Raw genomic sequence first — 12,614 nt, 5'->3', positions numbered from 1 at the left:
CTTCCTCGACTGCAATGAGTCCCCGAGGCAGACACCGCGCCTGATCGCGATCGAGGCAGAGTCATGCAGGTACTGCCCAGTTTGGCTAGAATGCGTGCCCTTCATCGTCAGCGCAGTGGAAGTTCCGTGAGCAAAACCCCCGACCGCCTATTCGCCCAGCCGCTGGAGCAGGTGCCCGACTTCGTCTTCAACGAAGATGTGGTGCAGGTGTTTCCAGACATGATCAAGCGCTCGGTGCCCGGTTACCCGACCATCGTCGAGAACCTCGGGGTGCTCGCTGCCCGCTTTGCCCAGCCAGACAGCACACTGTACGACCTAGGCGCCTCCCTGGGCGCTGTCAGCCAGGCGCTGCGCCGGCACGTGCGCAGCGAAGGCTGCCGGGTGGTAGCGGTGGACAACTCGGCGGCGATGGTCGAGCGTTGCCGCCAGTACCTCACCGCGCAGGACTCGATGTTCCAGGAACTGCTGCCGGTCGAGGTGGTGGAAGCCGACATCCTCACCCTGGCTTTCCAACCCGCCTCGCTGGTGGCGATGAACTTCACCCTGCAGTTCATCGCTCCACAGCAGCGCCTGGAGCTGCTCACGCGCATCCACCAGACGCTGTTGCCCGGCGGTGCGCTGATTCTTTCGGAAAAGCTGCTGATGGCCGATGCGCAGACCCAGCAACTGCTCAATGACCTGCACCTGGACTTCAAACGCGCCAATGGCTACAGCGAACTGGAAATCGCCCAGAAACGTAGCGCCATTGAAAACGTGATGAAACCCGATACCTTGCAGACCCATACCGAACGCCTGCACGCCGCTGGTTTCAGCAAGGTGGTGCCCTGGTTCCAATGCCTTAACTTCGCGTCGTTGATAGCCCTGCCATGATCGATCTCACTCCCCTGGTCCAGCGTCTGGCTGGCACCCCGCTGGCGTCCTGGTCAGCTGGCTTGCAAGCGCAACTGAACCTCAAGCTGGAAAAAGGCCACGGCGACCTGGCGCGCTGGCGCGATGCGCTTGCCGCGCTGCCGGATATCCAGCCCAGCGACGTTGACCTGCGCAATGGTCTGCGCCTGGATTGCCCTTGCGACGACACCACCCGCGCGCAGATGCGCAGCGCACTGATGGGCCTGTCGCCGTGGCGCAAGGGCCCTTTCGACCTGTTCGGCGTGCACGTCGACACCGAGTGGCGCTCGGACTGGAAATGGCAACGCATCGCCCCGCATCTGGATCTGCGCGGCAAGCGCGTGCTCGATGTCGGCTGCGGCAACGGCTACTACCAGTGGCGCATGATCGGTGCCGGTGCCGACATGGTGGTTGGCGTCGATCCCAACTGGCTGTTCTTCTGCCAGTTCCAGGCCGTGCAGCGCTATCTGCCTGCCCTGCCCGCCTGGCACCTGCCCTTCGCCCTGGAAGAGCTGCCCGCCCAGTTAGAAGGCTTCGACACCGTGTTTTCCATGGGTGTGTTCTACCACCGGCGTTCACCCATCGAGCACCTGCTGGCGCTCAAGGACTGCCTGGTCAAGGGCGGTGAACTGGTGCTGGAAACCTTGGTGGTCGAAGGTGACGAGCAGCAGGTGCTGGTGCCGGAAGACCGCTACGCGCAAATGCGCAACGTCTGGTACCTGCCCTCGGTACCGGCGCTGGAACGCTGGCTGCGCCGCGCAGGTTTCAGCGAGGTGCGCTGTGTGGATGTCAGTGTCACCAGCGTCGAAGAACAGCGCAGCACCGACTGGATGCGCTACCAGTCGCTGGCCGACTTCCTCGACCCGAATGACCACTCGCGCACCGTCGAGGGCCTGCCGGCGCCGCGCCGGGCGACGCTGCTGGCGCGCAAGTGAGGGCCCTGGCCGCTGGCGGCGTCAGGCTTTGAGAGTCTTCTTGGGGTAGATGTCGTAGCGGCTCGATTTGCCGTCGATGCTGTGGCTGGGCTTGGCGCCGTCGATCACCGGCGCCTTGCGCGGGCGCTTGACCACCACCCGGTGGCTGGCCAGTTGCAACGCCGCGGCCAGCAGCGCCGGTGCGTCGAGGTCATCGCCCACCAGCGGGCGGAACACGCGCATTTCCTTTTTCACCAGGGCGCTCTTGTCGCGGTGCGGGAACATCGGATCGAGGTAGATCACCTGGGGCGGCTCGCCCTGCCAGCTGCGCAGGTGCTCGATGGCATTGCCGGTGAGCAGGCGCATGCGCTCGACGATCGGTGCCACCTCGGCATCCAGACGCCCGCGACCCAGGCCATCTTCGAGCAGCGCGGCAATCAGCGGCTGGCGCTCGATCAGCGTCACCTGACAGCCCAGGCTGGCCAGCACGAAGGCATCCTTGCCCAGCCCGGCAGTGGCATCGAGCACCTGCGGGCGAATGCCTTGGGCGATGCCCACGGCCTTGGCGATCATCTGCCCACTGCCACCGCCGAACAAGCGCCGATGCGCCGCCTGGCCTTCGACGAAATCGACCCGTACCGGTCCTGGCGCCTGCGGCCCCAACTGCTGGATCTGCAAGCCATCGCCACCCAACTGCACGGCGAACTCGGCCTGCTCGTCGACCAGCGGCAAACCCAGGCGCTCGGCCCATTGCTGCGCCTGCGCCTGGAACGGCGCTGACAGGGCTTCGACCCGGATGCCCACCTGTTGCTGTTGCTCGACCATCTGCTCACGCACCCAAAAAATTTAATGAAACCCCGGCCACCGCCGATACACCCAGTATCCGCTATTGTGCCAGAGCGCCTGCTTCGCGACCGCCATGACCGACACCTCACCTGCCATCGGCCTGACCTACCTGTCTTCTGTCGGCAACTATGCCCGGCAGAACACACAGGCGCTTAGCGGCGTCAGTCAGCTGTGGCAGGACTTCTTCAGCCGTGCACTGGACGATCAGCAACAGCTGCCGGTGGATGCCTTCAGCGACTCGTTGACCCGGCTCGACCCACTCAGCGGCGAGCCGTGCGGCGGCGCCCGCGCCCTGGAGCTGATCGACACACAACGCGCCTGCGCGGTTGCAGAACGCCGGGTCGAGCCGCCCGAGCCGCTGTTCCTGCCTAAAGCCGAACTGGACGCCGCCTTGCTGCCGCCTGCAGCCGAGCCGTTCAGCAGCGCCGAACTGATCGAACAGCAGCGCCAGCTCGACCTCGACAGCAGCTGGCTGCGACCGCTGGTGATCGGTCAGGGCCACGAGCCCGCTGCGCCTGGCGCTGCGCCCAGCCCGCGCCCGCTGCACTTGCCCATCGCCGAGTTCGAGCTGGACTTGCTCGAAGATGCGCCTGAGCCCTTCAGCGAGGCCGCAGTGGCCGCGCAGCAGCATGATCTTGAGTTCGACCTGCACTGGGCGCGCCCGGTAGTGCTGAACAACCTGCGCGCCTACGCCTGATCAGCGCGCTGAAAACTCACCGACAGACCTGCCACAGGCCCATATCGAGGTGGAAGTGATTGGCGTGGGCGGCGTTGTAGTCAGGTCCGAGCACCGTGCTGAAATGCGTGCAGGCTGCCTGCTGCACCGCCCGCAGGAACTGCGCCTTGGGCCCGTCACCCTGCCAGTCGCGAGCGAGCAGGATGCGCTCGCCGTTTTGCAGGCGAAAGCCGCTGATGTCCAGGGCATTGGCGCTGGCGTGCTGGCTGAGCCGTCCCTGCTTGCGGTGGTAGACATTGCGGCAGGCAAAGCTGCCAAGGTGGTCGACCTGGGCCACCGGCTGGCCAAGGTACTGCTGAGCGACCGGCTGCAGCCCGTGCAATTCGAACGCCGCGTAGGCCACCGCCAGCGGGCAGCTGGCAATGAAGCTGCTGCTCAGCCGCGCCTGGCCGCCTTCGATCCGCCAGACGTTGCTCAGCGGACAGTTGGCACTGGCCGGGCTGTCGGCCTGGGCACGGTAGCGCAAGCCGGAGGTGGCCAGGGCCTGGCTGCACAACTGCGGGTCGTCGCGCAGGCGCGAGAGTTTATAGGGCGTCAGCAGGTTCGGCGGCTGCCGCACATCCAGCGGCGCCCAGGGATTCCACTGCGCTGGCGGACGCCAGCCGCTGGACCACAGCGCCCCCGCGCCGAGCAGCACGAACAGGCAAAACAGCACTAGGCCGCGCACCGGCCTCAGCGCCTGAACAAATCGTTGAGTTCAGCGAACGGCATGCCCTGCTCGGCGTAGCTGAACGTGCCGCGCTCGTGGATTTCCAACGCGGCCCGCTGCAGGGCGCCAAGGGCCGTGCGGGCCAGCGACGAGCCGACGCTGATGCGGCGCACGCCAAGGTCCTGCAACTGCTGCACGCTAAGCGTCACGCCGGGCATGCCCATCAGCACGTTGACCGGCCTGGGCGCCAGCGCCTGCACCACGCTGCGAATCTCCTCGGCAGTGCGCAGGCCCGGTGCGTAGAGCACGTCGGCGCCGGCTTCGGCATAGGCCTGCAGGCGCTTGATGGTGTCGGCCAGATCGATTCGCCCGTGCAGCAGGTTCTCGGCACGGGCGCACAGGGTGAAGGGGAATGCCAGCGCACGGGCGGCGTGCACGGCGGCCTGCACGCGCTCGACCGATAGCTGGAAGTCGTAGATCGGCGCGTCGCTGCATCCGCTCGCATCCTCGATGGAGCCGCCCACCAGACCGACCTCGGCGGCGCGGCGAATACTCTCGGCGCAGTCTTGCGGCGAATCGCCAAAGCCGTTCTCAAGGTCGGCAGTCACCGGGAGCGCAGTGGCCTCGACGATGCTCGCGGCGTTATCGAGGATGTGCTCGAGGCTCAATGCCCCTTCGGCATCTGGGCGGGCGAGGCTGAAGGCCAGGCCCGCGCTGGTGGTGGCCAGGGCTTCGAAACCGAGACTGGCCAGCAGCCGCGCCGAGCCGGCATCCCAGGCATTGGCCACGACGAAGGCACCATCGCGTTCGTGCAGGGCTTTGAAGGCTTCGCCGCGCAGGGTTTGCACATCCATGATCAGCACCTCGGGTCGGAAGAAGAAATGCGCCCGGTGGAATCGCTCGAGCGCAGACCCGCGAAGGTATCAGAGAAGCCCGAGCTGTTCGACTTCTGGGCCGCGTGCCAGTTGTGCCAACGGCGCCAGGCCCGGCAGCCGCTCGCTCAGACGCTGATGGAAACGCTGCGCCAGCGCTGCCGCCAGGTGATTGTCAGCGGTATGCAGAAACACGTAGGGATGCTTGCCCGCCTCGATCCAGGTGGCGACTTTTTCCACCCAGGGACCGAGGAACGGCTCATTCCCCGCCAACTGCGGATGGCCGATGAAACGCACCTGCGGATGCTCGGTGAAGGCTGCCGGACGCACCGGCACGTTGGGCTTCTTGCTTTGCGCGTGGAGCACCGCCGGGTCACGCGAGGTGCAGCTGAACAGCGCACGCGGGTCGAGGCAGATGCGTTCCACGCCCATGCCGTGCAGCAGCCGATTGAGCTGGCGCTCGTGCTCACCCCGAGCGAAGAACGCCCGATGACGCACCTCCACCGCCACCGGCACCGCCAATTCAGCCAGTAACCAGGCCAACTCCCCCAGGCGCGGCGGACCGAAGCTTGCCGGCAGTTGCAACCAGAAAGGCGAGACGCGCTTGCCCAGCGGCGCCATCAGCCGGATGAACGCCTGCGCTGCATCGAGTTGCGCGCGCAGATCATCGCTGTGGCTGATGTCACGGGGAAACTTGGCCGTGAAGCGAAAGTGCTCAGGCATCACCTGCGCCCAACGGGCCAGGGTGTCGGCCGCAGGGCGCGCGTAAAAGGTGGTGTTGCCTTCGACGGCGTTGAACACCTGGGCATACAGCGCGAGGTAATCGTTGCCGCGGGCGTCTTCAGGATAGAAATAGTCGCGCCAGGCGTTGTCGGCCCAGGATGGACAACCGAGACAATAAGGCAGTGCGTGCGAGGTCATCGGTCAGATGTACAGGTCCAGGCCGAGCACGTCCATGTCCCACTCGCTGTAGCCGGCGGTGGCCAGGTAGCTAGCCAGGGCGCTGGCAGTGCGCCGATCACGGGCACGCGGGAAGATCACATCCTGCTGGCGCACCGGCAGACCACCGCGGCGATTGCCCTTGGCCAGTTCGACCAGGTCGACCTCTTCGGCCAGTTGGGCGTCATCGATCTGCTCGTCGGCCACAGGCGCGCGGCGCGGGGGCGTGCGCTTGACCGGGTAGGAGGAAGCAGGAAAACCATCGATGCGCATGAAAGGCAGACTCGGGACCAATGATGGCAATCTAGCAGCATCAAAGGTCCTTCGCTAATGCTCTAGTGTTAACTCGACCACACTTACCGCAGAAGGTTTGACGCTGGGAAGGCCGAGCCGACGGACGACCGCTTTTGGCTCAGTCGTGGCGCCTCAACGCGCCTTGGGCGTGGCCACGTTATCGCGCAGGTACACCGGCTGCGCCTGGTCGGCAGCGACCGCTTCACCACGGCCCCAGGCGAAGGTCGCCAGGGCCAGAATATCCTGCGCGGTCGGCAGGCGCGTGGCATCGAACGCCTTCACAGGCACCGCCAGGCGCTCTGCATAGCCCCAGCCTGTACCAGTGCCGAACCAGTCGCCGGTAAGTTCGACCGGCAGCGCTACGCGCTCGGGCGGCAGCACCGCTTCGTCGCCCAGCAGGCGCATTTCACCGGCCTGGGCGCGGTAGCACCCCCAGTAGACCTCATCCATGCGCGCATCGATGGCGGCAGCGACCTGGCTGTGGCCGTGTTCGCGCAAGGCACCCTGGGCCAGTGCTGCAAGATTGGACACCGGCAGCACCGGCCGCTCGAGGGCGAACGCCAGCCCCTGCACCACACCGATGGCGATGCGCACACCGGTGAAGGCACCAGGGCCACGGCCAAAGGCAATCGCATCCAGCGCGCTCAGCGGCAAGCCGGCCTCGGCCATCAGCTGCTTGATCATCGGCAGCAGCTTCTGCGCATGCTGGCGCGGAATCACCTCGTGGTGGCTGATCACCTCGCCGCCTTGCAACAGGGCAACGGAACAGGCTTCGGTGGCGGTATCCAGGGCCAGCAGGGTGGTCATCGAACAGGGTATCCAGGCAAAAAAAGAGCGGCAGTATAAACGACAACGGCCCGCAAGCGGGCCGTGGTGCGATGGACGCTGGGCTCAGCGGAGCGCTGCGAGCACCTTGGCGGTGATCGAATCGACCGAACCGACGCCTTCGATGTGGCTGTACTTGGGCTTGCCTTCGGCAGCGGCGAGCTTCTGGTAGAAGTCCACCAGCGGCTTGGTCTGGGTGTGGTAGACCGACAGGCGATGACGCACGGTTTCTTCGCGGTCGTCGTCACGCTGGATCAGCTCTTCGCCCGTGACGTCGTCCTTGCCCTCGACCTTCGGCGGGTTGTACTGGATGTGGTAGGTGCGACCGGAGGCCAGGTGCACGCGGCGACCGGCCATGCGCCCGACGATTTCTTCGTCGTCGACGGCAATTTCGATGACGTTGTCGATCGCCACACCGGCCTGCTGCATGGCTTCGGCCTGAGGAATGGTGCGCGGGAAGCCATCGAACAGGCAGCCATTGGCGCAATCAGGCTGGGCGATGCGCTCCTTGACCAGGCTGATGATCAGCTCGTCCGACACCAGTTGGCCGGCATCCATGACTTTCTTCAGCTCCAGGCCCAGCGGCGTACCGGCCTTGACCGCGGCGCGCAGCATGTCGCCGGTGGAGATCTGAGGGATACCGAACTTTTCGGTGATGAACTTTGCCTGAGTACCTTTACCGGCCCCGGGAGCTCCCAGCAGAATTACGCGCATCTCGTGCTCCTCATAATTTTTATGTAAATCAATGGATTCGGCTGAACGGGCCAACTCCGGAAAAACGGTCTCGACCGGAAAATCGGTCAAAAGGCTGCTCAAGATACACAGCGCCTGTCAGGCAGACAAGCATCCCAAAGTGGCAGGAATGCCCCCCTTGCGACCCAGCGTCGCAGGGGTTGCGCCTTGTGCCACCCTCGCGCGGGCCGGCCACTGGCGACCGACCCAGGAAGCGCTTTGCGCAGCCGCGCGAGGCCTCAGCCAGTATTACGCAAGCCCGCAGCGATGCCTGCCACGGTCACCAGCAAGGCCTGCTCCAGCGGGCTGTCCAGAGCGGCTTCGCGGCCTCGGGTGCGCGCCAGCAGTTCGGCCTGCAAGCGGTGCAAGGGGTCGAGGTAGGTATTGCGCAGGCGGATGAACTCCAGGGTGTCGGGGCTGTGGGCCAGTAGCACCGATTGCCCGGTAAGGCCTAATACCACCTCGCAAGACTGCGACAATAGGTCGCGCAGATGACTGCCTAACCCCAGCAGGTGCGGTTGCACCAGACGTTGGTCGTAGGCCTCGGCGATTTGTGCGTCAGCCTTGGCCAGAACCATCTCCAGCATATCGATGCGGGTGCGGAAAAACGGCCACTGTTCACGCATCTGCCCCAGCAGTTCGCCGTCACCACGCGCCAGCGCATTGTCCAACGCCGTCTCCCAGCCAAGCCAGGCCGGCAGCATCAGGCGCGTTTGCGTCCAGCCGAAAATCCACGGAATCGCCCGCAGGCTCTCGATCCCGCCGGCACGGCGTTTGGCCGGACGACTGCCCAATGGCAGACGGCCAAGCTCCTGTTCAGGGGTCGACTGGCGGAAGTACTCGACAAAATCAGGGTTTTCCCGCACCACCTGGCGGTAGGCGTTGACCCCATCGCTGGCGAGCTGGTCCATGACCTGGCGCCAGGCCGGTTGCGGCAAGGGCGGTGGAAGTAACGTCGCCTCCAGCACTGCGGCCAGGTAGAGGTTGAGGTTCTGCTCGGCGATGCCCGGCAAGCCGAACTTGAAGCGGATCATCTCGCCCTGCTCGGTGGTACGGAAGCGCCCGGCCACCGACCCTGGCGGCTGCGACAGGATCGCCGCATGTGCCGGTCCACCGCCGCGCCCCACCGTGCCGCCACGGCCGTGGAACAGCAGCAGCTCGACATCGTGTTCGCGGCAGATGTTCACCAAGCTTTCCTGGGCGCGGTACTGCGCCCAGGCAGCCGCGGTGGTGCCGGCGTCCTTGGCCGAGTCGGAGTAGCCGATCATCACTTCCTGCGGGCCTTGCAGGCTGGCGCGGTAATCAGGCAACTGCAGCAGTCGCTCGATCACAGGGCCTGCGTTGTCGAGGTCGGCCAGGGTCTCGAACAACGGCACCACGCGCATCGGCCGGGTCAGCCCGGCCTCCTTGAGCAGCAGTTGCACGGCCAGCACATCGGAGGCTGCACCGGCCATGGAAATCACATAAGAGCCCAGTGAAGCGGCAGGCGCCGACGCCACTTCCCGGCAGGTGGCGAGCACCTCGGCGGTGTCGTCTTCGGCCTGGAAGTGCGCCGGCAACAGCGGCCTGGGGTTGTTCAGCTCGGTCTGCAGGAAGTCCATGCGCTGCGCCTCGCTCCACTCGGCGTAGTGGCCAAGGCCCAGGTACGCGGTGATTTCCGACAGCGCATCGCGGTGCCGGGCTGCGTCCTGGCGCACGTCCAGGCGTACCAGAAACAGGCCGAAGGTGACCGCGCGGCGCAGGCAGTCGAGCAACGGGCCGTCGGCGATCCCCCCCATGCCACAGGCATGCAGCGAGGCATGGCACAGCTGCAAGGGTGCGATCAGCTGCTGATTGTCGACCAGCACCTCCGGCCCGGCCGGCTGCGCTGCACTGAGGCTGGCATGGGCCCAGGCGCGGGTGGCTCGCAGGCGCTCGCGCAGTTGCTTGAGCACAGCCCGGTACGGTTCGCGGCTGTCGCCGACCTGCTCGCGCAGGGCCGCGCTGGCCTGCTGCATCGACAGCTCGCCAGCCAGCGCGTCGACGTCGCGCAGGAACAGATCGGCCGCCATCCAGCGCGCCAGCAGCAGCACCTCACGCGTAACCGTCGCGGTGACATTGGGGTTGCCATCACGGTCGCCGCCCATCCACGAGGCAAAGCGGATCGGCGCGGCGTCGAGCGGCAAGCGCTGCCCGGTGGCAGCCTGCAGGGCCGCATCGACCTTGCGCAGGTGATTTGGAATGGCCTGCCACAGCGAATGCTCGATCACCGCGAAACCCCACTTCGCCTCGTCCACCGGGGTTGGCCGGCTACGGCGAATCTCCTCGGTGTGCCAGGCCTCGGCGATCAGCCGTTGCAAACGCTCGCGCACCTGCTGGCGCTCGGCCTCGGTGAGGTCGCGGTGGTCCTGCGCGGCCAGCTGTGCGGCGATGGCGTCGTACTTCTGGATCAACGTGCGCCTGGCCACTTCGGTGGGGTGTGCAGTGAGCACCAACTCGATCTGCAGTTGCGCCAGTTGCTCGGCCAATGACTGCTCAGCGTGCCCGTCCTGCTTGAGGCGCTCGAGCAACTCGGGCAGCACGCGGGCTTCGAACGGCAGTGGCTGGTCGTCGCCGCGCCGATGAATCAATTGATACTGCTCGGCGATGTTGGCCAAGTTGAGGAACTGGTTGAACGCCCTTGCCACCGGCAGCAGTTCATCGTCAGCGAGGCTGTCGAGGGTGCTGCTCAGTCGCTCGCCGGCACCGCTGCGATCGGCCTTGGCACTGTGGCGAATGTCTTCGATCTTCTGCAGGAACGCCTCGCCGTGCTGCTGACGAATCGTTTCACCCAACAGTTCACCCAGCAGGTGGACGTCTTCGCGCAAGCGCACATCGATATCGGTCATCAGCCCTTCTCCATTCGAGGAAACCGCGTGGCGTCAAGAGTGCCCATGCCATCGTGCTCAAGGCAAGCCGAGCGAACCCGGCGCAACTAACCCGCCGCGCGCATGCTCACAAGCAATGTCATGACACAGCCCTGGAGGTCACCGTGAAAATCCGCGAACTTGCCCAGCATTGGGAACAGAACGCCAAGGGCCGCCTGAGCCCGACCAGCCATGTCCTGCACCTGGACCTCGAGGCCGAGGCGCGCCTGGCCGCGCTGATCGACATGTACCCCAAGCGCACCGCACAGGAACTGCTCGGTGAACTGGTCGGGGCGGCACTCGAAGAACTGGAGGAAAGCTTCCCCTACGTCAGGGGCCAGCAGGTGATCGCCACCGACGAGGAAGGCGACCCGCTGTATGAGGACGTTGGCTCCACACCACGCTTTCTGGCGTTGTCCAAGCAGCATCTGCACAGCCTGGACCGTGAATCCGACGACGACAAACAGTGACGTCCAACGCCCGCTGTTGGCGCCGGCATACCGTTTGGCAAGCGGTAAGTTCAGTGCAAAAACGCCTGACCAATCAGTCAGGGAAAAAAATCGTTAGCGCGCGAATTTATCGGAACTATTCAAAAAATGCCTCGGTCACAAACGGTAGCCATCACGGCAAAACCCTGTAAATGCGGGCGTTGCGGCGCTCGGGAGCATCAGGGAAACAGCGATGGATCCACTGCGGACATCGTCGTTATCAGGAGTGACCAATGGAGTTGACCACCATGAAGACCCGCATCGCAAAACCTTCTTCCTTCAACATGCGCGGGCTCAAGCTGGCCGCACTGGCCTTGGGCAGCAGCCTGGTGCTGGCCGGTTGTGCTGGCAAGCCCCCGACCGAGCAGTACGCCGTGACCCAATCGGCGGTCAACTCGGCGGTCAGCGCTGGCGGCACCGAGTTCGCGGCGGTCGAGATGAAGGCAGCCCAGGACAAGTTCAAGAAAGCTGAAATCGCCATGCACGACAAGAAGTACGAAGACGCCAGAATTCTGGCCGAGCAAGCCGAGTGGGACGCCCGCGTAGCCGAGCGTAAAGCCCAGGCTGCCAAGGCCCAGAAGGCCGTACAGGACGCCCGTCAAGGGGTTCAGGAAGTGCGTGAGGAAGGTATGCGCGCTGCTGAATAAGCCGCGTTTCCAGACCCTAAGCCTTCGTTAACGATCAAAGGATGAACACCATGCGCAAACACGTAATGATCCCTGCCCTTCTGGCCCTGAGCGTCGGTCTCGCTGCTTGCTCGCACGACCCGAACCCTAACCTGGAATCGGCCCGCAGCAACTTCTCGGCGCTGCAAAGCGATCCACAGTCGAGCAAGGTCGCGGCCCTGGAAACCAAGGACGCACAAGACTGGCTGAACAAGGCTGACAAAGCCTACATGGACCGCGAAGACGACAAGAAGGTCGACCAGTTGGCCTACCTGACCAACCAACGTGTTGAAGTCGCCAAGCAGACCATCGCCCTGCGCACCGCCGAAGGCGAGCTCAAGGGTGCAGCCGCCGAGCGCGCCAAGGCCCGCCTGGACGCCCGTGACGCGCAGATCAAGAAACTGCAGAACGAGCTGAACGCCAAGCAGACCGACCGCGGCACCCTGGTGACCTTCGGCGACGTGCTGTTCGACTTCAACAAGGCCGAGCTGAAAAGCAGCGCCCTGCCGAACATCACCAAGCTGGCGCAGTTCCTGAGCGAGAATCCAGAACGTAAAGTCATCGTCGAGGGTTACACCGACAGCGTCGGTTCCGACAGCTACAACCTGTCGCTGTCCGACCGCCGCGCCGGTGCCGTGAGCACTGCCCTGGTGCGTGCCGGTGTCGACCCATCGCGCATCGTCTCGCAGGGCTACGGCAAGCAATACCCAGTGGCTGACAACACCAGCAACTCGGGCCGTGCGCAGAACCGTCGTGTGGAAGTCACCATTTCCAACGACAACCAGCCTGTCGCACCGCGTTCGACCATCCGCTAACCGCGTAGGTTGAAAGCTAAAACCCCGCCTTCGTGGCGGGGTTTTTCGTTCTGGCTTAAACACAGT

The 12,614-nt window shown here is 65.0% G+C and carries 14 protein-coding genes; 6 read left to right on the top strand and 8 right to left on the bottom strand.

All coding sequences use genetic code 11. The annotated features are described in order from the left end of the window. Positions 1-90 precede the first annotated feature (90 nt). Together cmoA and cmoB are read left to right on the top strand one after the other, a co-directional pair. Positions 91-870: a carboxy-S-adenosyl-L-methionine synthase CmoA gene (gene cmoA, locus H618_RS0112055; RefSeq protein WP_161628449.1), complete on the top strand. Its 780-nt coding sequence runs from the start codon at positions 91-93 to the stop codon at positions 868-870. Then, positions 867-1,823 (top strand): tRNA 5-methoxyuridine(34)/uridine 5-oxyacetic acid(34) synthase CmoB, encoded by a 957-nt coding sequence (gene cmoB, locus H618_RS0112050; protein WP_028695313.1) that lies wholly within the window; start codon positions 867-869, stop codon positions 1,821-1,823. The genes cmoA and cmoB overlap by 4 nt, the downstream gene beginning before the upstream one ends. A 21-nt stretch (positions 1,824-1,844) precedes the next feature. Here the strand turns inward: cmoB and H618_RS0112045 are convergent, their stop codons facing one another. Next, the gene (locus H618_RS0112045) at positions 1,845-2,627 is read right to left on the bottom strand and encodes a class I SAM-dependent methyltransferase (protein WP_028695312.1); all 783 of its coding nucleotides are present in this window, start codon (positions 2,625-2,627) and stop codon (positions 1,845-1,847) included. A 94-nt stretch (positions 2,628-2,721) separates the two neighbouring features. On the opposite strand from H618_RS0112045, the gene H618_RS0112040 reads away from it, so the two are divergent. Then, a complete protein-coding gene (locus H618_RS0112040) occupies positions 2,722-3,345 on the top strand; it encodes a hypothetical protein (protein WP_028695311.1) in 624 nt (207 codons plus the stop codon). Positions 3,346-3,361: 16 nt separating this feature from the next. Here H618_RS0112040 and H618_RS0112035 read toward each other — a convergent pair whose 3' ends face one another. The 7 genes from H618_RS0112035 to ppc form a co-directional block, all read right to left on the bottom strand. Further along, positions 3,362-4,051: an extensin-like domain-containing protein gene (locus H618_RS0112035; RefSeq protein ID WP_028695310.1), complete on the bottom strand. Its 690-nt coding sequence runs from the start codon at positions 4,049-4,051 to the stop codon at positions 3,362-3,364. 5 nt (positions 4,052-4,056) lie between these two features. Beyond that, positions 4,057-4,887 (bottom strand): isocitrate lyase/PEP mutase family protein, encoded by an 831-nt coding sequence (locus H618_RS0112030; RefSeq protein WP_028695309.1) that lies wholly within the window; start codon positions 4,885-4,887, stop codon positions 4,057-4,059. A 69-nt stretch (positions 4,888-4,956) separates the two neighbouring features. Further along, entirely contained in the window at positions 4,957-5,826 is an 870-nt protein-coding gene (locus tag H618_RS0112025; RefSeq protein ID WP_028695308.1) for a DUF72 domain-containing protein, read from the bottom strand. Positions 5,827-5,829: 3 nt separating this feature from the next. Next, on the bottom strand, positions 5,830-6,117 hold the full coding sequence (locus tag H618_RS0112020) for a hypothetical protein (RefSeq protein ID WP_028695307.1): 288 nt from the start codon (positions 6,115-6,117) through the stop codon (positions 5,830-5,832). 153 nt (positions 6,118-6,270) lie between these two features. Next, positions 6,271-6,945 (bottom strand): tRNA (adenosine(37)-N6)-threonylcarbamoyltransferase complex dimerization subunit type 1 TsaB, encoded by a 675-nt coding sequence (gene tsaB / locus H618_RS0112015; RefSeq protein ID WP_028695306.1) that lies wholly within the window; start codon positions 6,943-6,945, stop codon positions 6,271-6,273. Between the two features lie 84 nt (positions 6,946-7,029). Then, the gene (adk, locus tag H618_RS0112010) at positions 7,030-7,677 is read right to left on the bottom strand and encodes an adenylate kinase (protein WP_028695305.1); all 648 of its coding nucleotides are present in this window, start codon (positions 7,675-7,677) and stop codon (positions 7,030-7,032) included. A 257-nt stretch (positions 7,678-7,934) separates the two neighbouring features. Continuing rightward, entirely contained in the window at positions 7,935-10,562 is a 2,628-nt protein-coding gene (gene ppc / locus H618_RS0112005; protein WP_028695304.1) for a phosphoenolpyruvate carboxylase, read from the bottom strand. Positions 10,563-10,705: 143 nt separating this feature from the next. Here ppc and H618_RS0112000 point away from each other — a divergent pair, with 143 nt between their 5' ends. The 3 genes from H618_RS0112000 (at position 10,706) to lptF (ending at position 12,548) form a co-directional block, all read left to right on the top strand. Next, positions 10,706-11,050, top strand: a complete 345-nt coding sequence (locus H618_RS0112000) for a hypothetical protein (RefSeq protein ID WP_028695303.1) — start codon at positions 10,706-10,708, stop codon at positions 11,048-11,050. A 251-nt stretch (positions 11,051-11,301) separates the two neighbouring features. Further along, complete coding sequence (locus H618_RS0111995; protein ID WP_028695302.1) at positions 11,302-11,715, top strand: DUF4398 domain-containing protein; 414 nt, start codon at positions 11,302-11,304, stop codon at positions 11,713-11,715. A 50-nt stretch (positions 11,716-11,765) separates the two neighbouring features. Then, on the top strand, positions 11,766-12,548 hold the full coding sequence (gene lptF, locus H618_RS0111990) for a lipotoxin F family OmpA-related lipoprotein LptF (RefSeq protein WP_028695301.1): 783 nt from the start codon (positions 11,766-11,768) through the stop codon (positions 12,546-12,548). Positions 12,549-12,614: the final 66 nt, after the last annotated feature.

It is taken from the genome of Pseudomonas cremoricolorata DSM 17059 = NBRC 16634 (genome assembly GCF_000425745.1).
In the GTDB taxonomy this organism is placed as follows: Bacteria; Pseudomonadota; Gammaproteobacteria; order Pseudomonadales; family Pseudomonadaceae; genus Aquipseudomonas; species Aquipseudomonas cremoricolorata.
This window is presented reverse-complemented; position numbering and strand designations above follow the sequence as displayed.

Excerpts from the sequence above, each read along its gene's own strand:
- cmoA (WP_161628449.1), top strand. The coding sequence starts at position 91 with ATGCGTGCCCTTCATCGTCAGCGCAGTGGAAGTTCCGTGAGCAAAACC.
- H618_RS0112040 (WP_028695311.1), top strand. The coding sequence starts at position 2,722 with ATGACCGACACCTCACCTGCCATCGGCCTGACCTACCTGTCTTCTGTC.
- ppc (WP_028695304.1), bottom strand. The coding sequence starts at position 10,562 with ATGACCGATATCGATGTGCGCTTGCGCGAAGACGTCCACCTGCTGGGT.
- lptF (WP_028695301.1), top strand. The coding sequence starts at position 11,766 with ATGCGCAAACACGTAATGATCCCTGCCCTTCTGGCCCTGAGCGTCGGT.
- adk (WP_028695305.1), bottom strand. The coding sequence starts at position 7,677 with ATGCGCGTAATTCTGCTGGGAGCTCCCGGGGCCGGTAAAGGTACTCAG.
- tsaB (WP_028695306.1), bottom strand. The coding sequence starts at position 6,945 with ATGACCACCCTGCTGGCCCTGGATACCGCCACCGAAGCCTGTTCCGTT.
- H618_RS0112020 (WP_028695307.1), bottom strand. The coding sequence starts at position 6,117 with ATGCGCATCGATGGTTTTCCTGCTTCCTCCTACCCGGTCAAGCGCACG.
- H618_RS0111995 (WP_028695302.1), top strand. The coding sequence starts at position 11,302 with ATGGAGTTGACCACCATGAAGACCCGCATCGCAAAACCTTCTTCCTTC.
- H618_RS0112030 (WP_028695309.1), bottom strand. The coding sequence starts at position 4,887 with ATGGATGTGCAAACCCTGCGCGGCGAAGCCTTCAAAGCCCTGCACGAA.
- H618_RS0112045 (WP_028695312.1), bottom strand. The coding sequence starts at position 2,627 with ATGGTCGAGCAACAGCAACAGGTGGGCATCCGGGTCGAAGCCCTGTCA.
- H618_RS0112025 (WP_028695308.1), bottom strand. The coding sequence starts at position 5,826 with ATGACCTCGCACGCACTGCCTTATTGTCTCGGTTGTCCATCCTGGGCC.
- cmoB (WP_028695313.1), top strand. The coding sequence starts at position 867 with ATGATCGATCTCACTCCCCTGGTCCAGCGTCTGGCTGGCACCCCGCTG.